Annotated in this window: 26 protein-coding genes; 18 read left to right on the top strand and 8 right to left on the bottom strand. The window is 69.3% G+C overall.

Features of this window, described 5'->3' with window-relative positions; all coding sequences use genetic code 11:
* Nucleotides 1-161: 161 nt before the first annotated feature.
* Nucleotides 162-473 carry a hypothetical protein gene (locus ACPWT1_RS19685; protein WP_427912821.1) on the bottom strand — a complete coding sequence of 104 codons (312 nt, stop codon included), beginning with the start codon at nucleotides 471-473 and terminating at the stop codon, nucleotides 162-164.
* A gap of 137 nt (nucleotides 474-610) precedes the next feature.
* On the opposite strand from ACPWT1_RS19685, the gene ACPWT1_RS19690 reads away from it, so the two are divergent.
* Nucleotides 611-1,450: a hypothetical protein gene (locus tag ACPWT1_RS19690; protein WP_427912822.1), complete on the top strand. Its 840-nt coding sequence runs from the start codon at nucleotides 611-613 to the stop codon at nucleotides 1,448-1,450.
* 21 nt (nucleotides 1,451-1,471) lie between these two features.
* Here the strand turns inward: ACPWT1_RS19690 and ACPWT1_RS19695 are convergent, their stop codons facing one another.
* Nucleotides 1,472-2,911 (bottom strand): NAD-dependent succinate-semialdehyde dehydrogenase, encoded by a 1,440-nt coding sequence (locus ACPWT1_RS19695; protein WP_427912823.1) that lies wholly within the window; start codon nucleotides 2,909-2,911, stop codon nucleotides 1,472-1,474.
* Nucleotides 2,912-3,065: 154 nt separating this feature from the next.
* Nucleotides 3,066-3,380: a hypothetical protein gene (locus ACPWT1_RS19700; RefSeq protein WP_427912824.1), complete on the bottom strand. Its 315-nt coding sequence runs from the start codon at nucleotides 3,378-3,380 to the stop codon at nucleotides 3,066-3,068.
* Nucleotides 3,381-3,597: 217 nt separating this feature from the next.
* Here ACPWT1_RS19700 and ACPWT1_RS19705 point away from each other — a divergent pair, with 217 nt between their 5' ends.
* From ACPWT1_RS19705 to ACPWT1_RS19715, 3 genes are read left to right on the top strand one after another with little or no spacing between them, the layout of a single operon-like run.
* Nucleotides 3,598-4,560 (top strand): UDP-glucuronic acid decarboxylase family protein, encoded by a 963-nt coding sequence (locus ACPWT1_RS19705; protein ID WP_427912825.1) that lies wholly within the window; start codon nucleotides 3,598-3,600, stop codon nucleotides 4,558-4,560.
* A gap of 6 nt (nucleotides 4,561-4,566) precedes the next feature.
* On the top strand, nucleotides 4,567-5,574 hold the full coding sequence (locus tag ACPWT1_RS19710; RefSeq protein WP_427912826.1) for a hypothetical protein: 1,008 nt from the start codon (nucleotides 4,567-4,569) through the stop codon (nucleotides 5,572-5,574).
* Nucleotides 5,571-6,125, top strand: coding sequence for a DUF1003 domain-containing protein (locus ACPWT1_RS19715; RefSeq protein ID WP_427912827.1), 555 nt, complete (start codon nucleotides 5,571-5,573; stop codon nucleotides 6,123-6,125). Before ACPWT1_RS19710 ends, ACPWT1_RS19715 begins: the two co-directional genes overlap by 4 nt.
* Before the next feature lie 9 nt (nucleotides 6,126-6,134).
* Here ACPWT1_RS19715 and ACPWT1_RS19720 read toward each other — a convergent pair whose 3' ends face one another.
* The 3 genes from ACPWT1_RS19720 to ACPWT1_RS19730 are packed head-to-tail and all read right to left on the bottom strand — an operon-like array spanning nucleotide 6,135 to nucleotide 8,828.
* Nucleotides 6,135-6,725, bottom strand: coding sequence for a histidine phosphatase family protein (locus ACPWT1_RS19720; protein ID WP_427912828.1), 591 nt, complete (start codon nucleotides 6,723-6,725; stop codon nucleotides 6,135-6,137).
* A complete protein-coding gene (locus ACPWT1_RS19725; RefSeq protein ID WP_427912829.1) occupies nucleotides 6,722-7,660 on the bottom strand; it encodes a glycosyl hydrolase in 939 nt (312 codons plus the stop codon). The genes ACPWT1_RS19720 and ACPWT1_RS19725 overlap by 4 nt, the downstream gene beginning before the upstream one ends.
* A 7-nt stretch (nucleotides 7,661-7,667) precedes the next feature.
* Complete coding sequence (locus ACPWT1_RS19730) at nucleotides 7,668-8,828, bottom strand: inositol-3-phosphate synthase (protein ID WP_427912830.1); 1,161 nt, start codon at nucleotides 8,826-8,828, stop codon at nucleotides 7,668-7,670.
* A gap of 185 nt (nucleotides 8,829-9,013) precedes the next feature.
* Between ACPWT1_RS19730 and ACPWT1_RS19735 the strand changes: the two genes are divergently transcribed.
* The 14 genes from ACPWT1_RS19735 to ACPWT1_RS19800 all read left to right on the top strand — a co-directional run bounded on the left by ACPWT1_RS19735 (nucleotide 9,014) and on the right by ACPWT1_RS19800 (nucleotide 22,985).
* On the top strand, nucleotides 9,014-10,129 hold the full coding sequence (locus tag ACPWT1_RS19735) for an NAD-dependent epimerase/dehydratase family protein (RefSeq protein WP_427912831.1): 1,116 nt from the start codon (nucleotides 9,014-9,016) through the stop codon (nucleotides 10,127-10,129).
* Between the two features lie 49 nt (nucleotides 10,130-10,178).
* Nucleotides 10,179-11,243 (top strand): SDR family NAD(P)-dependent oxidoreductase, encoded by a 1,065-nt coding sequence (locus tag ACPWT1_RS19740; protein ID WP_427912832.1) that lies wholly within the window; start codon nucleotides 10,179-10,181, stop codon nucleotides 11,241-11,243.
* A gap of 17 nt (nucleotides 11,244-11,260) precedes the next feature.
* Entirely contained in the window at nucleotides 11,261-12,220 is a 960-nt protein-coding gene (locus ACPWT1_RS19745) for an MDR/zinc-dependent alcohol dehydrogenase-like family protein (RefSeq protein ID WP_427912833.1), read from the top strand.
* Entirely contained in the window at nucleotides 12,217-13,209 is a 993-nt protein-coding gene (locus tag ACPWT1_RS19750; protein ID WP_427912834.1) for a Gfo/Idh/MocA family protein, read from the top strand. Before ACPWT1_RS19745 ends, ACPWT1_RS19750 begins: the two co-directional genes overlap by 4 nt.
* Nucleotides 13,199-14,320, top strand: coding sequence for a glycosyltransferase family 4 protein (locus tag ACPWT1_RS19755; protein WP_427912835.1), 1,122 nt, complete (start codon nucleotides 13,199-13,201; stop codon nucleotides 14,318-14,320). The genes ACPWT1_RS19750 and ACPWT1_RS19755 overlap by 11 nt, the downstream gene beginning before the upstream one ends.
* Nucleotides 14,311-15,432, top strand: a complete 1,122-nt coding sequence (locus ACPWT1_RS19760) for a CgeB family protein (RefSeq protein ID WP_427912836.1) — start codon at nucleotides 14,311-14,313, stop codon at nucleotides 15,430-15,432. Before ACPWT1_RS19755 ends, ACPWT1_RS19760 begins: the two co-directional genes overlap by 10 nt.
* Before the next feature lie 8 nt (nucleotides 15,433-15,440).
* A complete protein-coding gene (locus ACPWT1_RS19765; RefSeq protein ID WP_427912837.1) occupies nucleotides 15,441-16,535 on the top strand; it encodes a CgeB family protein in 1,095 nt (364 codons plus the stop codon).
* Nucleotides 16,532-17,617, top strand: a complete 1,086-nt coding sequence (locus tag ACPWT1_RS19770; RefSeq protein WP_427912838.1) for a CgeB family protein — start codon at nucleotides 16,532-16,534, stop codon at nucleotides 17,615-17,617. Before ACPWT1_RS19765 ends, ACPWT1_RS19770 begins: the two co-directional genes overlap by 4 nt.
* Complete coding sequence (locus ACPWT1_RS19775; protein WP_427912839.1) at nucleotides 17,614-18,975, top strand: UDP-glucose dehydrogenase family protein; 1,362 nt, start codon at nucleotides 17,614-17,616, stop codon at nucleotides 18,973-18,975. The genes ACPWT1_RS19770 and ACPWT1_RS19775 overlap by 4 nt, the downstream gene beginning before the upstream one ends.
* 3 nt (nucleotides 18,976-18,978) lie before the next feature.
* On the top strand, nucleotides 18,979-19,794 hold the full coding sequence (locus ACPWT1_RS19780; protein WP_427912840.1) for a TIGR04290 family methyltransferase: 816 nt from the start codon (nucleotides 18,979-18,981) through the stop codon (nucleotides 19,792-19,794).
* Entirely contained in the window at nucleotides 19,791-20,840 is a 1,050-nt protein-coding gene (locus ACPWT1_RS19785; RefSeq protein WP_427912841.1) for an NUDIX domain-containing protein, read from the top strand. The genes ACPWT1_RS19780 and ACPWT1_RS19785 overlap by 4 nt, the downstream gene beginning before the upstream one ends.
* A gap of 134 nt (nucleotides 20,841-20,974) precedes the next feature.
* Nucleotides 20,975-21,961 carry a methyltransferase gene (locus ACPWT1_RS19790; protein ID WP_427912842.1) on the top strand — a complete coding sequence of 329 codons (987 nt, stop codon included), beginning with the start codon at nucleotides 20,975-20,977 and terminating at the stop codon, nucleotides 21,959-21,961.
* Between the two features lie 140 nt (nucleotides 21,962-22,101).
* Nucleotides 22,102-22,644, top strand: a complete 543-nt coding sequence (locus ACPWT1_RS19795; protein ID WP_427912843.1) for a GAF domain-containing protein — start codon at nucleotides 22,102-22,104, stop codon at nucleotides 22,642-22,644.
* A gap of 104 nt (nucleotides 22,645-22,748) precedes the next feature.
* Nucleotides 22,749-22,985 (top strand): hypothetical protein, encoded by a 237-nt coding sequence (locus ACPWT1_RS19800; protein WP_427912844.1) that lies wholly within the window; start codon nucleotides 22,749-22,751, stop codon nucleotides 22,983-22,985.
* A gap of 43 nt (nucleotides 22,986-23,028) precedes the next feature.
* Here the strand turns inward: ACPWT1_RS19800 and ACPWT1_RS19805 are convergent, their stop codons facing one another.
* Nucleotides 23,029-24,390, bottom strand: a complete 1,362-nt coding sequence (locus ACPWT1_RS19805; RefSeq protein WP_427912845.1) for a dicarboxylate/amino acid:cation symporter — start codon at nucleotides 24,388-24,390, stop codon at nucleotides 23,029-23,031.
* An 82-nt stretch (nucleotides 24,391-24,472) separates the two neighbouring features.
* Nucleotides 24,473-25,018: a hypothetical protein gene (locus tag ACPWT1_RS19810; RefSeq protein ID WP_427912846.1), complete on the bottom strand. Its 546-nt coding sequence runs from the start codon at nucleotides 25,016-25,018 to the stop codon at nucleotides 24,473-24,475.
* Between the last annotated feature and the right edge of the window lie 2 nt (nucleotides 25,019-25,020).

The raw sequence follows: 25,020 nt of genomic DNA on the forward strand, positions 1-25,020 counted from the left end.
TGGCTACGAGGTTGCAGAGTGCTTGCTGGTCCCTCTGCGGGAACACGCAGTCGGGCGTGTCCGGACCAGTGTGAAAGTGGCCGGGGTGTTTCCCATCAGGACGAACCCGTACGGACCAGGACGGCCCTGCTAGTTCTACCCGGTCAGTGCCTGGCCCTGTCTCAGCGGCGCTTGCGCTTGCCCGCCTTCTCGGCCAGCAACGTGAGGCCCATGCCCGCGAGCACCAGCACTGCCGCGACCGTGAAGCCGACCGGCCCCTCTGGAACCAGCCACGTCGGGTACTGCGGATAGACCTCGGCCACGGTGTGCAGCGGTGGCAGCTTGGCCTGCGCCCGCTCCGCATTCGCGTTCACGAGCCCGGCCCGCGCGAACACCGCGGCCACGATGAGGATGCTGCCGGCGAGCAGGAGCGCCTTGCCGACGATGGTGGCCCCCCGGGGATGGCGGGAGACGCGCGAGAGAAGCCATTGCATGCGCCGACTCTACCGGCTGTCGACTCACACGCCCGCAAGCGCGACATGCTTCACGCCCGGCGCAGCTGATCGCTGAACACCTTGTCACAGATGTGCATCGCGCGTGTCTGGCTCTACCATGGCCTCCAGGAACTGCCATGCCCCGCCTGCTGCTTCACACCTGCTGCATGTCCGCCGCCATGAGCCTCGTGCTCGTGGCCACGCACGCGCGTGCGCAGACCGTGCCCAGCCGTGCCGAGATGGCGCCGGTCCCGGGCGTCCGGATCGGCTATGAGCGCCTGGGCGCGGCCGACGATCCGACCCCGCCCAGCCGCTTCGATGGCTCGGTGGCCACGCCGGCGGGCACCCTGCGCACCACGGTCCGTGCCGAGCCGCACGACGAACGCCGCTTCCAGCGCGGCGACACCACCTTCGAACTGCCCTCGAAGGTCTTCGGCGGCCAGGTGCAGTTGCGCGAGCTGGAGGCCGGCGGCACGGCTGCCGCGTGGAGCGCGCAGCTGGGTGCGCTGACGGCCCGCACCGAGGATGAGAGGACGCCCGTGCGCAAGAGCCAGCAGTTGGAGCTGCGACAGGCGCTCGGCGATGGCAGCAGCGCGCAGGCGCTCGTGTCCAACGCGAGGACGGACCTCACGCAAGGCTCGCGCTGGGATCTGGAGCTGACCCGCTCCACCAGCATCACGCGCTGGACCGCCGCCGTGGATGCCGCGGAGCGTGGCTACGTGTCGTCGTCGGGCGGCCTGGAGCCGCGCGCCGGGATGCGCCTGGGCACCGAGTGGCGGGTGCTGCCGCGCGCGCGGCTGGAAGCGCGCTACACGCACCAGCTGCGCTGGGACGTGGAGCAGCCGTGGTCGTCGGTGATGGTGGGAACGCGCTTCGACCTCGCACGCCGTGCCAGCCTGGCGACCGGCGTGGAGACCGACTCCGACGCCAACCACAAGGCGTCGGTGACGCTCACCGTGCCCCTGGAAGCACGCTGAGCATCAGGCACACGCGAAGCGTCAGACGTTCGCGACGGCGACCGAGCGCACGTTGAGGTAGGCCTCGAGCGCCTCGGGGCCGCCTTCCGAGCCGTAGCCCGAATCCTTGACGCCGCCGAACGGCATCTCGGCCGAAGGCATCGCGGGCATGTTCACCCACAGCATGCCCACCTCGACGCGGCGGGTCAGCAGGTCGGCGTTCTTCAGCGACTTCGTGAAGGCATAGCCCGCCAGGCCGAACGAGAGGCGGTTGGCCTCGGCGATCGCATCCTCGAGCTTGTCGAACGGACGGATCGCGGCGACCGGGCCGAACGGCTCGTCGTTGAACACCTTCGCGCCCACCGGCACTTCGTCCAGGATGGTGGGCTGCCAGAAGTTGCCGGCGTCGCCGATGCGGCTGCCGCCCACCAGCACCTTGGCGCCCTTCTCCACGGCGTCCTTGGTGATCTCGGCCATCGCGGTGAGGCGGCGCGGATTGGCCAGCGGGCCCATCGTCGTGCCCTCGGCCAGGCCATCGCCGACCTTCAGCCCCTGCGCGTACTTGGCCATCGCCTGCGCGAACTCGGCGCGGATGCTCTCGTGCACCAGGAACCGCGTCGGCGAGATGCACACCTGGCCCGCGTTGCGGAACTTGGCGGCGCCGGCCGACTTCACCGCCAGCGCGATGTCGGCGTCCTCGCACACGATCACCGGTGCGTGGCCGCCCAGTTCCATCGTCACGCGCTTCATGTGCTGGCCGGCCATCGCGGCCAGCTGCTTGCCCACCGGCGTCGAGCCGGTGAACGTGATCTTGCGGATCACCGGATGCGGGATCAGGTAGCTGGAGATCTCGGCCGGGTTGCCGTAGACCAGGCCCAGCACGCCGGGCGGCAGGCCCGCGTCCTGGAACGCGCGGATCAGTTCGGCAGGACCCGCGGGCGTTTCCTCGGGTGCCTTCACCAGCATTGAGCAGCCAGCGGCCAGCGCGGCGCCAACCTTGCGCACCACCTGGTTGATCGGGAAGTTCCAGGGCGTGAACGCGGCGACCGGACCGACCGGGTCCTTCACCACCATCTGCCGCACCGACAGGTTCCAGCGCGAAGGAACGATGCGGCCATAGACGCGGAAGCCTTCCTCGGCGAACCATTCGATGATGTCGCCGGCGGCCAGGGCCTCGCCCTTGGCTTCCGCGAGCGGCTTGCCCTGCTCCTGCGTCAGCAGCTTGCCGATCGCCTCGGCGCGCTCGCGCATAAGGCCGGCGGCCTTGCGCATGATCTTGCTGCGCTCGGCGGCGGTCATGTCGCGCCAGGTCTCGAAGCCCTTCTGCGCCGCCGCGAGTGCCTTGTCCAGGTCGGCCTTGGACGCATGGGCCACGCGGCCGATCTCCTTGCCGGTCGCCGGATTGAACACGGCCAGGGTCTTGCCGTCCGTGGCGTCCTGCCACTTGCCGTCGATGAAGAGCTGCGTGTTGGGATAGGTCATGGGATGTGCGCCGTGCGATGGAAAACGCGCATTCTCCCGGAATCCGCGCACCGGGCTGTCATTGCGGGCTTGACCGGCAATCCAGACCCGCGCTGGAACATCCGCCGCTGCTGGATGCCGGGTCAAGCCCGGCATGACACGGGGGGCGAGAAGATCAGCGCTTGCCGAGGTACGGCAGCAGGCTGCGCACGCCCTCGCCCGACGCGCCGCCATGGCCTGCAACGGGTCGGCTTCCGTCGAGCAGTTCGTTCACCGCCTCGAGTTCATGCGCCGCTTCGCGCACTTCCTCCTCCGCCACGGCCGTCTGTTCCGCGGCTTCGGCGATCTCCTGCACGTCCTTGCGCGGGATGGCACGCCGCAGCGTGCGATTGGCCGAGCCGAGATGCTGCTCGGCCGCCTTGACCTTGTCCTGCGCGCGCTGGGCCTTGCGCCGCGCCGCGCGCGACAGGGATTCCTGAGTCAGAGCCATGCCGCTGTTATATGGCCGAGACACCGCGAAAGAAGCTCAGCGGACGCCTCGGTTGCATCATCCTGTGCGTTCGCGTGCACAACCCCGCACTCCGGGGCGCGGAGAAGACTCAGCAGAAAAAAAACCTTCCCCGCTGAGTCTCGATCGCCCCACGGCAATGACGTACTTCTCTATAAATCCCCCAAGGTACAAACCTTTGCCAAGGGAGAAGTCACGAATGCGCAGATACAACGGCCGCAGCCAGATCCTCGTGACGGGTGGCGCCGGCTTCCTGGGCAGCCACCTGTGCGAGCGCCTGCTCGGTGAAGGCCACGAGGTGCTGTGCGTCGACAACTTCTTCACCGGCGCACGCCGCAACATCGAGCACCTGCTGGACCACCCGCGCTTCGACCTGATGCGGCACGACGTCACCATGCCGCTGGTGGTGGAGGTCGACGAGATCTACAACCTGGCCTGCCCGGCGTCGCCCGTGCACTACCAGCACAACCCGGTGCAGACCATCAAGACCAGCGTGCACGGCGCGATCAACGTGCTGAACCTGGCCCACCACGCCAAGGCCCGCGTGTTCCAGGCCTCCACCAGCGAGGTCTACGGCGACCCCGACGTGCATCCGCAGAACGAGGGCTACTGGGGCCGCGTCAACCCGATCGGCCCGCGCAGCTGCTACGACGAAGGCAAGCGCTGCGCCGAGACGCTGTTCATGGACTACCACCGGCAGTACGGCGTGGACGTGCGCTTGGCGCGCATCTTCAACACCTATGGCCCGCGCATGCATCCCAACGACGGGCGCGTGGTCAGCAATTTCATCGTGCAGGCGCTGCAGGGCGAGGACATCACCATCTACGGCGCCGGCGAGCAGACCCGCAGCTTCTGCTTCGTCGACGACCTGATCGAAGGCTTCGTGCGCTTCATGGCGCACGAGGGGCCGCTGCCCGGCCCGATCAACCTGGGCAACCCGCGCGAGTTCACGATCCTGCAGCTGGCCGAGCAGGTGATCAACCTCACCAATTCGCGCTCGAAGATCGTGTTCAAGCCGCTGCCGCAGGACGATCCCAAGCAGCGCCGGCCCGACATCCACACCGCGCAGGAGAAGCTCGGCTGGGAGCCGCACGTGCAGCTGCACGAGGGCCTCGTGCGCACCATCGCGTGGTTCGACGAGATGCTCAAGGGCATCCATTGACTTTCCGTGCAGGCTGAAGCGGCCGGGGTCCTCGGCGCCCGCTGGGAAGCGGCGATGCGTGCGGGCGACTGGTCCACGGCGTGGCATTGCACCGACCAGCTGGAGGCGGCGCGAAGGCACGCGCAACACCAGCCAGGCTTCGTGCGCGAGCCGCACCACCTGGTCTGGGACGGCACGCCGTTCGATGGCCGCTCGGTGCTGGTCCGCTGCGAGCACGGCCTCGGCGACACGCTGCAGTTCTCCCGCTTCCTGCCGGCGTTGGCGCGGCGCGCACGCGAACTGCACGTGATGGCCCAGCCGCATCTGCTCGGCTTGCTGCGACGCGTGCCGGGTCTCGGCCAGGTGCATGACGGCTGGGCCGGTCCCGACTGGCCCGCGCACGAACTCGAGGTCGAGGTGATGGAACTGGCGTACGCGCTGCGATCAAGCCCGGCCGCGCTCGCTGCGCCACTGCCGTTCGCCGCGCATGTCGATCCCATGCGGGAGCTGGATGACGGCAGCGGCCGCCTGCGCGTCGCACTGCTCTGGGCGGCCAGCGAGTGGGACACCAGCCGCTCGGTGCCGCTGCACGCGCTGCAGCCGTTGCTGGCCATGCCGCATGTGCGCTGGTTCTCGCTGCAGCAGGGACCGGCAGCACGGGCCATGGACGCCGCGGGCTGGCGCATCGAACCCCTGTGGCACAGGACGGCGAAGGCCGAGGACGCAGCGGCCGCGATGCTGGCCATGGACCTCGTCATCTCGGTCGACGGCATGCCGGCCCACCTGTCCGGATCGCTGGGCCGCCCGACCTGGCTGCTGCTGAAGCACCATGCCGACTGGCGCTGGGGCTCGCACGAGGACACGACGCCGTGGTATCCGTCGATGCGCCTCCTGCGCCAGCCGAGGCCCGGCGACTGGGACGGCCTGCTCGCAGAGGTCACCCGGCGGTTGCTGGCGCCGACGTGCACACCGACGGCAACATCGGCAACCGGCCGACCTGCCGCGGCCCCGGCACGCTCCACAGTGCCCGGATGAACGAACCTCGCCCGGAAGCGGGCAACCGCAACGCGCGCCAGGTGGCGGACGTCACGCGCGCCAACGTCGCGGCGATGCGCCAGCTGGACGACCTGGAGAACCGCAAGCGGGGCGTCGCCGACCGGGTGGCGGACCTCGTCGCCCGCGCCTGCGGCCACATCGGCTTCGTGCTCGCGCATTTCACCGCCCTGGTCGTCTGGGTGCTGTGGAACACGCTCGCGCCGAAGGACCTGCGCATCGACCCCTTCCCCTTCACCTTCCTCACCATGTGGGCGTCGGTGGAAGCCATCTTCCTGTCGTCGTTCGTCCTGATCAGCCAGAACTACCAGATGCGCGTGGCCGAGCGGCGCAACCAGCTGGACCTGCAGATCAACCTGCTCGCCGAACAGGAGAACTCCAAGATGCTGCTGCTGCTGGAGGACATCGCCCGCCAGGTCGGGGCAAGGCGGGGCGACGACCCGGAAGTCGGCGTACTGGTGCAGGCCACCAGGCCGGACGAACTGGCGCAGCAGATCGACGAGGCGTACCGGGAGGGCGAGGAGAAGCCGTGAGGCTCGTCCTCAGTCCACCTCGTTCACCAGCTTCACCTGCACCCACCCCTCGCCCGCGTCCAGCACGCTGACCGACGCGGGCGCGATCTCGAAGCGTTCGAGCAGGTCCAGCGACATGCCCAGCGCGGTGGCGAGGATGGCCTTGATCACGTCGGCATGCGAGACAACGAGCACGGTGCGGTCCGGGTGCCGGGTGCGCAGCTGCTCGACCGCATGCACCGCGCGCTGCTGCACGTCGGCGAAGGCCTCGCCGCCCGGCGCCCGTGCGCTGCCCCGGTGCTCGTTCCAGTGCTTCCACGCCGGATCACCGTCGAGCGTCGCGAATTCGCGGCCGGTCCACTGGCCGAAGTCGATCTCGTCGAACGCCGGCGCGACCTGCACCTTCAGCTTGCGGCGTCCTGCCAACGGCGCCGCGGTCTGCATCGTGCGCGGTTGCGGGCTGCTGTACATTGCGTGGATCTCGCGGCCCTCGAGCCGGCCGACCAGGGCCTCGGCCTGCAGCCAGCCCTGCGCGTTGAGCGACACGTCACCCAGCCGGCCCGCGATGCCGCGGCCGAGCCAGTCGTGCGACGCATGCCGCACCAGCAGGAAGCGGGTCACGCCACGGCAGCGATGGCGGATGTCGTGTCGCCCACCGCGGCTCCTTGCGCGGAGGCGTAGCGCCGCACCATGCGGGCACAGAAGTCCGCGAACTCCTGCGGCACCTGCGGAGCGCTGGTGTGGTGCGGCTGCAGGCCGCGGTGCTCGGGCGTGAAGCAGAAGGTGACGGTGACGTCGAAGTCCTCCAGCGCCGCCATCTGCCGGTCGAACCAGGCGTCCGCGTCGGGCCGGAAGCTGTCGGCCCACGACAGGCCGGTGCGCAGCTTGCGCACGCCCAGCCGCTTGAGCCAGCGCACGGCGTCGTCCAGGCGGTGGTCCTCGTAGTGGAACCACTGGCAGATGCCCAGCTCGGGCGCGAATTCGTGGAAGTGGCGCGCGACCAGCTTGGGACTGCCGTCCTCTCGCAGCAGGCCCATGTGGAAGTGGCGGTAGTAGCTGGAGCCCTCGGCCTCGCGATGGCGCGTGGTGGCAGGCCAGGCCTTGGGCAGGTCGTACAGCGAGTACCAGTGGATGCGAGGCGCCCGGCCGATCAGCAGTTCTGCCGTGCGCTTCAGGCCCCACTCCTGCACCTCCTCGGCGCCGAAAGTGGACACGCCGACCTCGGTCACCCACACGGGCAGCGGCGTCACCGCCTGGATCTCGGCCAGCTTGTCGGGCCACTCCTGGATCTGCCAATGGTTCCAGTCCAGCGGGAAGCCGTGCACTGCGACGGCATTCATGTCGCGCAGCGCGCCCTGCGCGATCAGGCCTTGCATGAAGCCCGGGTCGATCGGCGAGATGCCCCCGAGCACGCGCGTGAGCGCCGGGCTCTCGGCCTTCACCGCCGATGCGGCCAGCTGCACCATCTGCGCGTACTTCACCCAGCCCGGATCGAGCTCCAGGTCCCAATGGGATTTGTTGTTCGGCTCGTTCCAGAACTTGACGGCTTCGATCATGGTGGAGTCAGTCGGCTTTCTGTGCGTTGATGGTGGTCTCGTCGGTGCTGGCGGGCGCCTCGTCCACGGGAGCGCTGCGCGGGGCTGGCGCGGTGGTGTCGTCGCCGCGGATGAACGCCTCGACCAGCTCGCGCGCCTCGTCGTCGGTGTACTGCAGCGGCGGCGACTTCATGAAATAGCCCGAAGGGCCGTTCAGCGCGCCACCGATGCCGCGATCGAGCGCGATCTTGGCGCAGCGGATCGCGTCGATCACCACGCCCGCGGAGTTCGGCGAATCCCACACCTCGAGCTTCACCTCGCAGCTCATGGGAACGTTGCCGAAGCCCGTGCCTTCCATGCGGATGTGGCAGAACTTGCGGTCCTGCAGCCATGGCACGTAGTCGCTGGGCCCGACGTGCACGTCCTTCGCCTGCATCGGGTTGCCGAGCTGGCTGGTCACGGCCTGCGTCTTGGAGATCTTCTTGGACGCGAGGCGCTCGCGTTCCAGCATGTTCAGGAAGTCGGTGTTGCCGCCGAAGTTCAGCTGGTAGGTGCGATCCAGCCGCACGCCGCGCTTCCTGAACAGGTCGGTGAGGATGCGGTGGACGATCGTGGCGCCGACCTGGCTCTTGATGTCGTCGCCGATGATGGGCAGGCGGCGCTGCGCGAAGCGCTTGTTCCAGTACGGCTGCGACGCGATGAACACCGGGATGCAGTTGACGAAGGCGCAGCCGGCTTCGAGCACCTGCTCCACGTACCACTTGGTCGCCATCTCCGAGCCGACCGGCAGATAGGAGACGACCACGTCGGTCTTCGTCGACTTCAGGATGCCGACGATGTCGTCCGTGCTGGCGGTGGACTTCGGCACCACGTCCTTGAGGTAGCTGCCCAGCCCGTCGTGCGTCATGCCGCGTGACACGGGAACGCCGAGCCTGGGAACGTCGGCGAAACGGATCGTGTTGTTTGGCTCGGCATAGATCGCCTCGCCGAGGTCGAGCCCCACCTTGTGCGCGCTGACATCGAAGGCCGCGGTGAATTCGATATCGCGCGGGTGGTAGCCGCCAAGCTCGACATGCATCAATCCGGGAACGAATGCATCAGGTTCCGCGTTTCTATAGAACTCGACACCCTGCACCAGCGACGAGGCGCAGTTGCCCACGCCGATGATCGCCACCCGAATCTTGGACATGCATCTCTCCTTTGCGCCCCAGCCGCGAGGGGGTTTGATGCATCCTACCGAGAGCAGTGGCGCGGCATTGCAGTTTTCCTGCTCATCCAAGCATCTTTTTTTCTCCCGTTGCGTTTGCAATCGCCCCACTGCCGAGAAGCGAGCACATAACATTTCCTCAGTCGTTAAAAGAAGGAAGAGTCTCCATGCAGCATGTGTTGATCACGGGGGGCGCCGGGTTCATCGGGTCGCACCTGGCCGACGAGCTCCTCGCCCACGGGTATCGCGTCCGCGTGCTCGACTGCCTCGACCCTCAGGTGCATGGCGAGCAGCGCCGCCGGCCCGACTACCTGAGCCCCGAGGTCGAACTGCAGGTGGGCGACGTCTGCGACAAGGAAGCGGTGACCAAGGCGCTGCAAGGCGTGGACGCGGTGTTCCACTTCGCCGCCGCGGTAGGCGTCGGCCAGAGCATGTACGAGCTGGCGCACTACACGCGCGTCAACAACCTGGGCACGGCCGTCGTGCTCGAGGCCATGATCGCCAACCCCGGACGCAAGCTCGTCGTCGCCTCGAGCATGAGCCTCTACGGCGAAGGGCTGTACCGCGACTCGAAGGGCCAGGTGCGCGAAGGCGGCGAGCGTTCGCTGGACCAGCTGAAGCGCGCCTCATGGGAACTGGACGACGGCCATGGCGGCGTGCTGGAGCCGGTGCCCACGCCCGAGACCAAGCAGCCGACGCTGGCCTCGGTGTATGCACTTTCCAAGTTCGACCAGGAACGCATGTGCCTGATGACGGGCCGGGCCTACAACTTCCCGGCGGTCGCGTTGCGGTTCTTCAATGCGTACGGACCGCGGCAGGCACTGTCGAATCCGTACACCGGCGTGCTGGCCATCTTCGCCTCGCGCCTCATGAACGACAGCGCACCCAAGATCTTCGAGGACGGCCTGCAGCAGCGCGACTTCGTCAGCGTCTACGACGTGGCGCGTGGATGCCGGCTCGCGCTCGAGACGCCACAGGCGGCGGGCGACGTGTTCAACATCGGCAGCGGCAAGCCGCAGACGGTGCAGGCGGTGGCCTCGCGCCTGGCGCGCGTGATGGGCAAGGAGCACATCGCGCCCGAGATCGTCGGCAAGTACCGCGTGGGCGACATCCGCCATTGCTTCGCCGACATCGGCAAGGCACAGCGCGTGCTGGGCTACCAGCCGCAGGTCATGCTGGACGACGGCATGGCCGAACTGGCCGCATGGCTGGAAGGACAGGCCGCGGTCGATCGCGTGGCCCAGGCCAGCGCCGAACTGAGCGCACGGGGCCTCACCGTATGAGTCGCGCGTCGGCGGCAGGGACCGCCTCGATTTCCTGGGAGTGGCGCTGATGTCAGAACAACTCACCCTCATCACCGGCGGCGCCGGCTTCATCGGCAGCAACCTCGCCAACCGCCTGCTGGGCTCGGGGCGCAAGGTGCGCATCCTCGACAACCTGTCGCGCCCCGGCGTGGAGCAGAACCTGCAGTGGCTGCGCGAGCAGCATGGCGAGCGCCTGCAGGTCGTCAACGCCGACGTGCGCGACGAGAAGGCGGTGACGCAGGCCGTCGCCGGCACCACGCAGGTCTACCACTTCGCCGCCCAGGTGGCCGTGACCACGAGCCTCGACCTGCCGCGCGAGGACTTCCTCGTCAACGCGCAAGGCACGCTGAACGTGCTGGAGGCCGTGCGCGCGCGACCGGTGCCGCCCTTCGTGCTGCTCACGTCCACCAACAAGGTCTATGGCGACCTGGCCGACCTGGAACTGCAGGCCGTCGGCCAGCACTACCAGCCCACGGATCTCTCGGTGCGGGCTCGCGGCGTCTCCGAGGCGCGGCCGCTGGACTTCCACAGCCCGTACGGGTGTTCCAAGGGCAGCGCCGACCAGTACGTGCTGGACTACGCGCGCAGCTACGGCCTGCAGACCATGGTGTTCCGCATGAGCTGCATCTACGGCCCGCGCCAGTTCGGCACCGAGGACCAGGGCTGGGTGGCGCACTTCATCCTGCGCGCGCTGCGCGGCGAGCCGATCACGATCTACGGCGACGGCAAGCAGGTGCGCGACGTCCTGTTCATCGACGACCTGGTCAATGCCTTCCTGCTGGCCGAGCAGAACGGCAGCAAGCTGGCCGGCCGCGCCTTCAACATCGGCGGCGGCCCGTCCAACGCCATCAGCCTCGTGGACCTGCTGGATCGCATCGAGGCCCTGCAGGGCCGCCGGCCCGCGACCACGTTCGACGGCTGGCGCACGGGCGACCAGCGCTACTACGTCAGCGACACGCGCGGCTTCGAACAGGCCACCGGCTGGCGCGCCAAGGTGCGCGCGCCCGAGGGCATCGCGCGCCTCCACGAATGGCTGCAGGCCCACCGCAAGCCCGTCGGCTCGCCGGCGCTCCACGTCGTCCATGCGAATTGAGAAGGTGTGAACAAGGGATGGGAATGCAGGCATGCGTGATCACGGCGCCGCAACAGGCGCAACTGCAGGATGCGGCGCGACCGGAGCCGGGCCAAGGCCAGGTGCTGCTGCGGCTGGAAGGCTCGGGTGTGTGCGCCTCGAGCCTTCCGGTGTGGGAAGGCCGCGAGTGGTTCCAGTACCCGCAGGCCGCGGGCGGCCCGGGCCATGAAGGCTGGGGCCGCGTCGCCGCGCTCGGCGATGGCGTCACCGGGCTGGAGGTCGGCGACCGCGTCGCCGCCCTCACGTACCGCGCCCATGCGGAATACGACATCGCGGAAGCCAAGGCGGTGGTGAAGCTGCCGGCGTCGCTGGCCGGCAAGGCCGTGCCGGGCGAGCCGCTGGGCTGCGCCGTCAACATCTTCCGGCGCAGCGAGATCAAGGCCGGCCAGACCGTCGCCATCGTCGGCATCGGCTTCCTCGGCGCGCTGCTCACCCAGCTGGCCACGCATGCCGGCGCACGCGTGATCGCGGTGTCGCGGCGACAGGACTCGCTCGAGTTCGCCAAGCGCTTTGGCGCCCAGCACACGGTGGTGATGGACGACCACTACAAGGTGCTGGAGCAGGTCAAGCAGCTCACTGACGAGCAGTGGTGCGAGCGGGTGATCGAGTGCACCGGCCTCGAGTGGCCGCTGCAGCTGGCCAGCGAGATGTGCGCCGTCCGCGGCCGCCTCGTCATCGCCGGCTACCACCAGGACGGCATGCGGCAGGTCAACGTGCAGCTGTGGAACTGGCGCGGGCTGGACGTCATCAACGCCCACGAACGCGATCCGCAGGCCTACATCGAGGGCATGCGCGAGGCCGTGTCGCTGATGGAGCAAGGCGTGCTCGACCCCGAGCCGCTCTACACGCACCGGCTGCCGCTCGACAGGCTGGGCGAAGCGCTGGAGCTCACCCGCAACCGGCCGCAGGGCTTCATGAAAGCGCTGGTGCTGGCATGACGGGCGCGCTCCCCAAACTCGGCTTCCTGGGGCTCGGCTGGATCGGCCAGAACCGCATGCAGGCCCTGCTCGTCGACAAGGCCTGCGAGGTCGTCGCCTTCGCGGATCCCTCTCCCGAGGTGCAGGCCAAGGTGCGCGAGCTGGCGCCACAGGCTGCGGTCGTGAACGACCTCGACGCCCTGCTGGCCCAGGGCCTCGACGGTGTCGTGATCGCCACGCCCAGCGCGATGCATGCCGAGCAATGCCTGCAGGCGCTCGACAGGCGCGTGGCCGTTTTCTGCCAGAAGCCGCTCGCCCGCACCGCGCAGGAAACGCGCGCCATCCTCGATGCGGCGCGCAAGGCCGACCGCCTGCTCGGCTGCGATCTCTCCTACCGGCACACGGAGGCGATGCGCCGCATCCGCAACTGCATCGTCGAAGGCGAGATCGGGAACGTCTACGCCGTCGACCTGGTGTTCCACAACGCGTACGGCCCCAACAAGGGCTGGGCGCGCGACATGCGCCTGGCCGGTGGCGGCTGTGCCATCGACCTGGGCACGCACCTCGTCGACCTCGCCCTGTGGGTGCTGGGCGCACCGCAGGTGACGCAGGTGCGCAGCAGCCTGTATGCGCATGGCCGGCGGCTGCCCGCGGGGGCCGATGAAGTCGAGGACTACGCCGAGGCGCAGTTCGACCTGGCCACCGGCACCACGGTGCGGCTGGCCTGCTCGTGGGAGATCTCGGCCGGCCGCGACGCCGTGATCGAGGCGCACTTCCACGGCAGCCGCGGCGGCGCCTCGCTGCGCAACCGCAATGGCTCGTTCTTCGACTTCGTCGGCGAACGCTACGAAGGCACCCGCACCACCGTGCTGGCCGAGCCACCCGACGCCTGGGGCGGCCGCGCGGTGGTCGACTGGGCCCGGCGCCTGCAGGCCGGCGCGCGCTACGAGCCGGCGATCGAATCGCTGGTGCAGGTGGCCACCGTGATGGACGGCATCTATGCCCGGTGACAAACGCCCCACGCTCCTCCTGACCACGGACACCGTCGGCGGTGTCTGGACCTATGCCGTCGACCTGGCCCGCACGCTGGCGCGGCGCGGCATCGACGTGCACCTGGCCACCATGGGCGCGCCGCTGCGATCGCACCAGCGCCTGCAGGTGGCCGGCTGCCGCGGCCTCACGCTGCACGCCTCCGAATGGCGGCTCGAGTGGATGAACGATCCCTGGGACGACGTCGACCTCGCCGGCCACTGGCTGCTGGGCCTGGAGCGCGAGATCCAGCCGGACCTGGTGCACCTGAACCAGTTCGCGTTCGGCGCGCTGCCGTTCATGGCACCCAAGCTGGTGGTCGCGCACTCGGATGTCCTCTCGTGGTGGCGCGCCGTGCACGGCCAGGCCGCGCCCGCTGCATGGTCGACATACCGCGCGCGCGTCACCGAGGGTCTCGCCGGCGCCGACATGGTCGCGGCCCCCACCGCCGCGATGCTGCGCGTCGTCACCCGCCACTATGGGCGGCAGCGCAATGCGTGCGTGCTGCCCAACGGCCGCAACGCCACGCAGTTCCGCCCCGGCGGCAAGTTGCACCACGTGTTCTCGGCCGGCCGCTTCTGGGACGAAGCCAAGAACATCGCGGCCCTCGACGCGGTGGCGGCCGACCTGCCGTGGCCGGTGAAGATCGCCGGCTCGTGCGCGCATCCGGACGGCCGCCAGCTGCGGCCGGTGCATGCCGAGGCGCTCGGCGAGCTGCCGGCGCACGACATCGCGCGACGCATGGCCGCAGCGTCGATCTACGCGCTTCCGGCACGCTACGAGCCGTTCGGCCTGTCGATCCTGGAGGCCGGGCTCTCGGGCTGCGCGCTGGTGCTGGGCGACATCCCGAGCCTGCGCGAGGTCTGGGCCGATGCGGCCGTCTACGTGCCGCCCGACGACCACGAGGCGCTGCGCCGCACGCTCGCACGCCTGATCGCCGACCAGCCCGAGCGCACGCGCCTCGCACTGGCTGCACGCCAGCGCGGGCTGCGCTACACGGCCGAGCGCATGGCCGACGCCTGCCTGCAGGCCTACGGCACGCTGGCGCCGGCGTTCCGCGAGTCACCGTCGGAGGCCCTGCTGTGCGCGTAGTGCTGTTCTGCCATTCGCTGCTCTCCGACTGGAACCACGGCAACGCCCATTTCCTGCGGGGCGTCTGCACCGACCTGCTGGCGCGCGGCCACGAGGTCGTCGTGCACGAGCCGGCCGATGCATGGAGCCTCGCCAACCTCGTCGCCGAGCATGGGCAGGCGCCGCTGCAAGGCTTCGCGCGCGCCTACCCTCAACTGGACAGCCAGCGCTACGACCTGGCGACGCTGGACCTCGATGCAGCCCTCGATCGCGCCGACCTGGTGATCGTCCACGAGTGGAACGACCACCAGTTGGTCAAGCGCATCGGCGAGCACCGGCACGCGCACGGCGGCTACCGCCTGCTGTTCCACGACACGCACCACCGCAGCGTCACCGACGCGAAGAGCATGGCGGCGTATGACCTGCGCCACTACGACGGCGTGCTGGCGTTCGGCTCGGTCATCCGGGACCTCTATCGCAAGCACGGCTGGGCCGAGCGGGCCTGGACCTGGCACGAGGCGGCGGACACGCGGGTGTTCAAGCCATTGCCTTCACAACCACGCGAGGGTGATCTCGTCTGGATCGGCAACTGGGGCGATGAAGAGCGCACCGCCGAACTGCACGAGTACCTGCTGGAGCCAGTGAAGGCGATCGGGCTGAAGGCCAAGGTGCATGGCGTGCGCTATCCGGAGCACGCGCTTGCCGCGCTGAAGGAAGCCGGCATCGCTTACGGCAACTGGCTGCCCAACTACGAAGCGCCGACCGTGTTCGCGAAATATGGCGTCACCGTGCACGTGCCGCGCCGTCCGTATGTGCGGGCCCTGCCCGGCATCCCGACGATCCGCGTGTTCGAGGCGCTGGCCTGCGGCATCCCGCTGGTCTCCGCGCCCTGGGACGACTGCGAGGGCCTGTTCGAACCCGGTGCGGATTTCCTGGTCGCCCGCGATGGCGCGCAGATGCGCGAGCACCTGAAGGCCGTGCTCGGCGACCGCGAGCTGGCGCGCACGCTCGCCGACCACGGCCGCAAGACCATCCTGGCGCGCCACAGCTGCAGCCATCGCGTCGACGAGCTGCTCGACATCTACGCCGAACTCGGCTCCCCGAACAACTCCTCGAGAAAGGTCAGCGCATGAGCCGTGGCATGAACATCGCGTTCTTCGCTTCCAGCCTGGTTTCGGCGTACTGGAACGGCGCGGCCACCTACTACCGCGGCATCGTGCGCGCGCTGGCCGAGCGTGGCCACCGCGTCACCTTCTACGAGCCCGACGCGTTCGACCGCCAGAAGCACCGCGACATGGCCGATCCGCCGTGGGCGAAGGTCGTCGTGTACTCGGCACAGAGCGAGGCCGAGGTGCTGCGCACCGTGGAGCAGGCGCGCGGCGCCGACCTGGTGGTCAAGGCCAGTGGCGTGGGCGTTCACGACGAGCTGCTCGAGCGCGCCGTGCTCGACCTGCAGGGCCCGGAAACGCTGGTCGTGTACTGGGACGTCGATGCGCCCGCCACGCTGGACCGCATGCACGGCAACGCCGCCGACCCGCTGCGCGCACTCGCGCCGCGCTACGACCTGGTGCTCACCTACGGCGGCGGCGAGCCGGTGCGCAATGCGTACAAGGGCCTGGGCGCGAAGGACTGCATCCCGATCTACAACGCGCTGGACCCCAGCACGCATTTCCCGGTCGCGCCCGAGCCGCGCTTCACGGGTGACCTGGGCTTCCTGGGCAACCGGCTGCCCGATCGCGAAGCACGCGTCGAGGAGTTCTTCCTCAAGGCCGCGGCGCAACTGCCCGATCGCAGGTTCCTGCTGGGCGGCAGCGGCTGGGGCGACAAGGGCATGCCCGCGAACGTGAAGTACCTGGGCCATGTCTACACCGCCGACCACAACGCCTTCAACTGCACGCCGCTCGCGGTGCTGAACATCAGCCGCGAGAGCATGGCGCGCTACGGCTTCTCGCCGGCCACGCGCGTGTTCGAAGCGGCGGGCGCGGCGGCTTGCCTGATCACCGATGCGTGGGAAGGCCTGGAGCAGTTCTTCGAGCCCGGCACCGAGATGCTGGTGGCCCGCAACGGCGACGAGGTCGCGCAGCACGTGCAGTCGCTCGATGCCGCCAAGGCCCGCGCGGTGGGCCAGGCCGCTTACAGGCGCGTGCTGGCCGATCACACGTATGCGCATCGGGCGGCGCAGCTGGATGAGGTGCTCGAAGGTCGCGCGCAGAGCGCGCTGGAGGTGACCGCATGACGCAGCGCCTCTCCATCACCATCCTCGGCCTGTCGATCACCTCGTCCTGGGGCAACGGCCACGCGACCACCTTCCGCGCGCTCGTGCGCGAACTCGTGGCCGCGGGCCACGACGTGCTGTTCCTCGAGCGCGACCAGCCCTGGTATGCCAGCAACCGCGACCTGCCGCAGCCGCCCTGGGGCCGCACCGAGCTGTACGGAAGTGTCGAGGAACTGCAGGACCGCTTCGCGGCCGACGTGCGCGACGCCGACCTCGTCATCGTCGGCTCCTACGTGCGGCAGGGTGACCAGGTGGGCGACTGGGTGCAGCGCACCGCGCAGGGCCGCACCGCCTTCTACGACATCGACACGCCCGTCACGCTGGCCAAGCTGGCACGCGGCGAGCACGAGTACCTGCGCCCCGACCAGATCCGCGGCTACGACCTGTACCTGTCGTTCACCGGCGGCCCGACGCTGCGCAAGCTGGAGCGCGAGTTCGGCTCGCCCCGTGCGCGTGTCCTGTATTGCTCGGTGGACCCGCAGCTGTACTTCCCCGAGGACCATGGGAAGGTCTGGGACCTGGGCTACATGGGCACATACAGCGATGACCGCCAGCCCGGCGTCGATCGCCTGCTGCTGCAGCCCGCGCGCGAGTGGCGCCAGGGCCGCTTCATCGTCGCCGGCCCGCAGTACCCCGAGTCCATCGTCTGGCCGGCCAACGTCGAGTACCGGCCGCACCTGCCACCGGCCGAGCACCGCGCCTTCTACAACCGCCAGCGCTTCACGCTGAACATCACCCGCGCCGACATGATCCGCGCCGGCTGGTCGCCCAGCGTGCGGCTGTTCGAGGCCGCGGCGTGCGGCGTGCCCATCATCAGCGACCGCTGGGACGGGCTGGAGACGCTGCTCGCGCCCGGCCGCGAGATCGTGCTGGCCGACACCGCCGCCGAAGTGCTGGCCGTGCTGCGCGGCATGGACGAGGACGAGCGGCTGGCGATGGCGCAGCGCGCGCGTGCCCGCATCCTCGCCGAGCACACCGCCGCGCACCGCGCCGAGCAACTGGTGGGCTACGCGCTCGAACTGCAACCGGAGGCTGCGCGATGAACGTCACCGTCATTGGAGCGGGCTACGTCGGCCTGGTCACCGCGGCGTGCCTCGCCGACGTCGGCAACGACGTGGTGTGCCTGGACGTCGATCCGCGCCGGGTCGACATGCTCAATGCCGGCAAGGTGCCGATCTACGAGCCGGGCCTGGACGATGTGATCCAGCGCAACCGCGACGACGGCCGCCTGCACTTCACCAGCGACACGGCGCAGGCAGTCGCGCATGCGCAGGTGCAGTTCATCGCCGTCGGCACGCCGCAGGCCGAGGACGGCAGCGCCGATCTCGGGCAGGTTCTGTCGGCCGCGGAGAACCTGGGCCGCTTCATGCAGGGCTTCAAGGTGGTGGTCACCAAGTCCACCGTCCCGGTGGGCACCGGCGAGCGCGTGCGGCAGACCATCGCCGATGCGCTGCAGGTGCGCGGAATGCCCAACGGCATCGACGACTTCTCCGTGGCGTCCAACCCCGAGTTCCTGAAGGAAGGCGCGGCGATCGACGACTTCATGCGGCCGGACCGCATCGTCATCGGCACCGAGCCGGGTCCAACCGGCGATCGCGCCAAGGAATTGCTGCAGCGCCTCTACGCGCCTTTCAATCGCGTGCAGGAACGCATGCTCACCATGGACGTGAAGTCGGCCGAGCTGACCAAGTACGCGTCCAACGCGATGCTGGCCACCCGCATCAGCTTCATGAACGAGCTGGCCAACCTGGCCTCCGAGGTCGGCCTCGACATCGAGCAGGTGCGCAAGGGCATGGGTTCGGACGGCCGCATTGGCTACAGCTTCCTCTACGCCGGCACCGGCTACGGCGGCAGCTGCTTCCCCAAGGACGTGCGTGCCCTGATCCGCACCGCCTCGTCCCACGGCCGCCACCTTCGCGTGCTGGAAGCAGTGGAGGCGGTGAACGAGGCGCAGAAGCACGTGCTGGTGCAGAAGATCAACGCCCGCTTCGGCAGCAACCTCAAGGGCCTGCTGTTCGGGGTGTGGGGCCTGGCCTTCAAGCCGCACACCGACGACATGCGGGAGGCGCCGAGCCGCATCGTGCTGAAGTGCCTGCTGGAGCGCGGCGCGCAGGTGATGGCCTACGACCCCGTGGCCATGGCGCAGGCGAAGAAGGTGCTGGCGAACGATTGCTCGGGCTGCAGCTCCATGCTGGACCGGCTGCGTTTCGCGCAGACGCCGATGGAGTGCGCGCAGGACGCCGACGCGCTGGTGATCGTCACCGAGTGGCCGGCCTTCAAGAGCCCCAACTTCGAGACGCTGCGGAAGGTGATGCGCCAGCCGGTCATCTTCGACGGCCGCAACCTGTACGACCCGGGGGTCCGTGCCCAGGGATTCGAATACCACGCCATCGGGAGATAACGGATGCAGAGCACGCTGCAGCGCGCGGAGACCGCCGACGCGCAGGACCTCCAGCGCGAGATCGACTCGCTCGGCCCCTGGTTCCACAACCTGCACCTGCCCGGCGGCGTGCAGACGCTGCCGAACAGCTTCATCGGCGGCGACTTCCCGCGCTTCAAGTGGCTGGAGATCGCGCCGCACATCCCGCAGGACCTGTCGGGCTGGCGCGTGCTGGACGTCGGGTGCAACGCCGGTTTCTACAGCTTCGAGCTGGCGCGGCGCGGTGCGTCGGTGCTGGCGATCGACGTCGAGGAGCTGTACCTCAACCAGGCGCGCTGGGCGGCGAAGCAGTTCGGCCTCGACAAGCAGGTCGAGTTCCGCCACATGGGCGTGTACGAGGTGGCGCAGCTGCAGGAGCAGTTCGACCTGGTGTGGTTCATGGGGGTCTTCTATCACCTGCGCTACCCGATGCTGGCGCTCGACCTGCTGGCGCAGAAGACGCGCAAGCTGCTGATGTTCCAGACGCTCACGATGCCGGGCGAGGAGGTCTATCCGCACACCGAAGACCATCCGCTGGAGAAACGCGAGCCGCTGCTGGAGCCGGGCTGGCCCAAGATGGCCTTCATCGAGCACCGCTTCGCCGGCGACGAAAGCAACTGGTGGGTGGCCAACCACGCCGGCGTCGAAGCGATGCTGCGTGCCAGCGGCCTGCGCATCCTGACGCGGCCCGCGCACGAGATGTACCTGTGCGAGCCCGACCCATCGAGCAAGGCGCGCTTCTGGGCCGGCCACGGCGTGGTGGGCCAGGCGCTCGGCGCGCTGCACGTGGTGGCGGGGTGAACGACAGGAAGCGCACGCCCGCGGCCGCGTCGCTTGCTGTCTGCGCCGGCCGGTTCCTGCTGCCCAACGCGGCCAACCTGGCGCTGGTGCGGGCCGCCCTGGCGCGTGCACCGCGTTGCGTGGTGTTCGTGCGCCGCGCGCACATGGCGCCCTCGCCGGCCAACCCGTTCGACGCGGACCAGCGCATCGCGATGCTGCGGGCGGCGCTGACCGACGACGAGCGCATGCAGGCCGAGTTCGTGCCGCTGCGCGAGCACTGGGACGACCAGCGGCTGTTGCGTGACATGGGCGCGGCGATCGCCGGCGAGCACCAGGTCCGCTGGGTCGTCGCGGGCCAGGCACCAGTCGACGCCCAAGACCTGCCCACCGGCTGGACGCTGGACCATGCTGCGGGCGGTGACGGCGATGCGCAGGCCGTCGCGTGGCTCGAGCAGCTGTATGCGGCCGAGGACCCGATGCGCGGGCTGTTTGCGCTGGAGGACACCCTGCCTGCCTCTGCGCTCTCGTTCCTGCGCGACTGGATCGCGACGCCGGTCTTCGCGACCGTGCGCGACGACTGGCGCCAGATCGCGCACGAGAAGCGCCAGTGGTCGGTGGCGCCCTACCCCGTCGTGCTGGTGACCGTCGATGCCGTCGTGCATGCCGGCGGCCACGTGCTGTTGATCAGGCGCGGGCGGTCGCCGGGACGTGGGTTGTGGGCGCTGCCAGGCGGCTTCCTCGAGCCGCGCGAGCCCGTGCTGCATGCGGCGCTGCGCGAGCTGGTCGAGGAGACCGGGCTGCCGCTGTCGACGCGCGAGATGCAGCAGCGGCTGAAGGGCGTGCGCATCTTCGACCACCCCGAGCGCAGCCAGCGCGGCCGCATCATCACCCACACCTTCTTCTTCGACCTGGGCGACATGGCGCCGCCGCCGGTGCAGGGCGGCGACGATGCGGCGGCCGCGCAGTGGGTGAAGGTGGACCAGCTGCCGCAGCTGGAAGCGCGGCTGCACGACGACCACTTCCACATGCTCGACACGTTCCTGGGTGTCGCACCGCAGCCAGGCTGAGGCGGCGCGGGGTCTGCAAGACTGCCGAGTCGCCACGCGGCAGCTCGAGCTCCGCGGAATGCGGCGTGACGAACGAGCGGACGCCGCCTAAAGTGGCCTCGCGGCCCGGCCAGTGGGTCGAAGGAGGCCTCCCCATGGATCCGATCCCCGCGCCTGCAAGGCTCTGGCTGCTTGCCACCGGGCATTTCCTCCCGCGCTGCCTGCACGTCCTGTCCGAACTCGGCGTGGCGGACCACGTCGGCGACGAGCCGATCGGCGTGGCCGCCCTCGCGCAGCGCTCGGGGTGCGACGCACCCACCCTCGCCCGGATGCTGCGCCTGCTGGAGACGGCCGGCCTCTTCCAGCAGGTCGGCGATGGTTGGGCGCACACCGAACTGTCGCGCCATCTCCGCAGCGACCATCCGCAGAGCATGCGGGCGTTCGCGCGCATGATCGGCGGCCCGATCCAGTGGGCGGCCGCCGGCGAACTGGCGTCGGCGGCGCAGACCGGCCAGGCGGCGGTGAAGCGCGTCGTGCCCGGCGGCATGTGGGACTACTTCAAGGACCATCCCGACGACGCCCGCGTCTTCGATGCGGCCATGACGTCCAAGTCGTTCGCCGAGATCGCGGCATTGCTTCCTTCATTCGACTTCAGCCCGTACGCGCGCATCGCGGACATCGGCGGCGGCCGCGGGCATGTGCTGGCCGCGATCCTCGAGGCGACGCCGTCGGCCACCGGCATCCTGTTCGATCTGCCTCGCGTCGTGGCAGGAGCGGCCCCGGCACCGCGCATGCAGGTCCAGGGCGGCGACTTCTTCCATGACGAACTGCCCCGGGCCGATGCCTACATCGTCAGCCAGGTGTTGCACGACTGGGCCGACGACGATGCGGTGGCCATCCTGCGGGCGGTGCGCCGATCGGCGCAGCCACACTCGCACCTGCTGGTCATCGAACAGGTGCTGCCCACGACCACCGGTCCGCATCCTGCCAAGGTGCTCGACGTCGTCATGCTGGCGCTGACCGGTGGCCGTGAACGCACCGCGAACGAGTACGCGGCGCTGTTCCAGGCGGGCGGTTTCCGGCTCGACAGGGTGGTACCGACGGCTGGCCCGACTTCGGTGCTGGTGGGAATGGCTGGCTAGCGGCACCACGCGCAGCAGAACGGACTTCGGGCCTGGATCTTCCATCGCTTCGGCACTCCACCCGGAGCTGACGGGGAGCTGAGTATCAGCAGCTGTAGCGCTGAGCTTGCGCCGCATGCTGCAAGGGCCAAACTCGACGCATGGAGACACACGCCTCCGCAGCATCTCGCCTGCACGAGATCGCACGATCCATCGCGTTCGCCACGACGGCCGGCAGCACGGACCACCGGCTGGACTGGCTGACGCCCTACCTGGCCGACGTGCGGACGGCGCTCGACATGGAGGTCGCGTTCGTGGCGCAGCTGGTGGACGACCGGCGCGTGTTCCGCGTGGTCAGCACGGCTCGGGACATCGACACCGCAGTCGATGTCGGCCGCTCGGACCGGCTGCTCGACACCTACTGCATGTATGTCGTGCAGGGGCGGCTGCCCCCGGTGATCAGGGACATTCGCGCGCTGTCGCACGAGGCCGCCCTGCTGCCGATCACCGAACGCCTTGGCATCGGCTGCTACGTGAGTGCGCCCGTGGTGCTGCCGGACGGGCAGACCTTCGGCACGCTGTGCTGCTTCAGCCGCGGCGCGCGCCCCGATCTCGTCGATCGCGATGGCGACGCGCTGCGCGAAGTGGCGCGTTCCATCGGTGAATCACTGAGCCGGCAGGGCGTTCCTTCCCTCCGCGGCTAGGCGCTCCGGGCGTCGCGTTGCAACCCCGAACAACATCAACGCCTTGCCACACCCGCGCGAGGGTGGTCCGGCAACCATTGCCGGGACACATCAAGGAGACCCGGATGAACAAGCACTGGATGGTGATGCTGGCCGGCGTCGCGCTCGCCACTGCGGCCTCGGCTGCACCGCGCGAGCAGCAGGAGCCTGTTCGCGTCGACAGCGCGCAGGTGGTGCCGACGACGGCCAAGAAGAAGAAGAAGAAGAAGGCCGTGCGCAAGACGACGACCACCACCACCCGTCACACGCACACCGAGTCGCATTCGAGCTCGTCGTCGGGCGGCGCCACTCCGAAGAAGTGAACCGGGTAGGCGGTCGCCCGGAGCCCTGGATGGCGTGATGCGTTCAGGTCCGCGGCTGCTGCGCCACCTCGGACGCACCCATGTGCGCCGCGTGGGCGTCGTACACCGCCTCGGGGTCTTCCGACGGACCGGCGTCGAGCTGCTCGCGCAGCTGCACCATGTCGAGATCGCCGGTCCAGCGCGCCACCACCAGCGTGGCCACCGCGTTGCCGATCAGATTGGTCAGCGCGCGGGCTTCGGACATGAAGCGGTCGATGCCCAGGATCAGCGCGAGGCCTGCCACCGGAACGTGCCCCACCGCCGACAGCGTGGCCGCCAGCACGATGAAGCCGCTGCCCGTGACGCCGGCGGCGCCCTTCGACGTGAGCACCAGCACGCCCAGCAGCGTGAGTTCCTGGGTCAGCGTCATCGGCGTGTTGGTGGCCTGCGCGATGAACACCGCGGCCATCGTGAGATAGATGTTGGTGCCGTCCAGGTTGAACGAGTAGCCGGTCGGGATGACCAGGCCCACCGTCGTGCGGCGCGCGCCCAGGTTCTCCATCTTCTCCATCATGCGCGGCAGCACCGACTCGGAGGACGACGTGCCCAGCACGATGAGCAGTTCCTCGCGGATGTACTTGACCACCTTCCACACCGAGAAGCCGTGCAGCCGCCCGATGATGCCCAGCACGACGAAGATGAAGATCAGGCAGGTGGCGTAGAACGCTCCCATCAGCTTGCCCAGCGAGAACAGCGAACCCAGGCCGTACTTGCCGATGGTGAAGGCCATCGCGCCGAACGCGCCGATCGGGGCCAGCCGCATGATGAAGCCCACCATCGTGAACAGCACGTGCGACGTCTTCTCGATCCAGTCGAACACCAGCGAGCCGCGGCCGCCGAACCGGTGCAGCGCGAATCCGAACAGCACGGCGATCAGCAGCACCTGCAGGATCTCGCCCCTGGCGAAGGCGTCCACGATCGTGTTCGGGATGATGTTCATCAGGAACTCGGTCGTCGTGCCCAGCTTGCCGGGCGCGGTGTACGACGCGATGCCCTTGGTGTCGAGCGATGCCGGATCGACGTTCATGCCGCGGCCGGGCCCGATGGTGTTCACCAGCACCAGCCCGATCACCAGCGCGATGCTGCTCACGATCTCGAAGTACAGCAGCGCCAGCCCGCCGGTCTTGCCCACCTTCTTCATGTCTTCCATGCCGGCGATGCCGGTGACGACGGTGCAGAAGATGATCGGCGCGATCATCATCTTGATCAGCTTGATGAAGCCGTCGCCCAGCGGCTTCATCGCCTCGCCCGTGGACGGCGCGAAGTGGCCGAGCAGCACGCCGATGATCACCGCGGTGAGCACCTGCACGTACAGGGAGCGGTAGAGGGGCGGGCGGGCGGTGCGCGGGGCGGGAATGGCGGCCATGCGTTGCTCCTGGCGGGGTCCCGCGACCTTAATCCGTCTGCCGGGCCACGTGTGGCTCGGCAGGCGCGCGTTCAGCGGCGTGTCAGGCGGCGCTGGGCCTGAGCAAACGCCGCCGCTCGCGCAGCAGCCCGGCCGCATACAAGCCGTAGTAGCCGATCAATGTGCCCAGCACAACCAGCGTGGCCGGGCTCTGGATGAAGGCGTCGGGCGACTCGGCCAGCGGGTTGGGCGAATGCGCGAGTTCCACCACGCGCCACACCACCCGCCCGACCAGCAGCACCGACAGGCCCAGTCCGATGCGCACGTCGGGCTTGTAGAAGATGCCATCGGCCGTGCGTTCGAACTGCGCGTGCCGCAACGCGAGCAGCGCCAGTCCGACGCCGAACGCCAGGCCGAGTGCTTCGGATGCCAGGCCCACCGCATCGCCCCACAGGCGCGGGATCAGGCCCAGGCCGGTCCACAGGAACAGCACCAGCGACAGCCGCGCACGCCACGGCCGCAGCCTCTGCCGCGTGAGCAGCCGCCGCACGCGCACCACGATGCGCCAGCCGATGAAGGCGACGAGCGCGATCACCGCGGGCAGCGGCACGTGCACCTGCGCCAGCGAGGCAGGGTCGATGGCGCCCACGG

The organism is Ramlibacter sp. MMS24-I3-19 (assembly GCF_050320135.1).
Lineage (GTDB): Bacteria > Pseudomonadota > Gammaproteobacteria > Burkholderiales > Burkholderiaceae_C > Ramlibacter.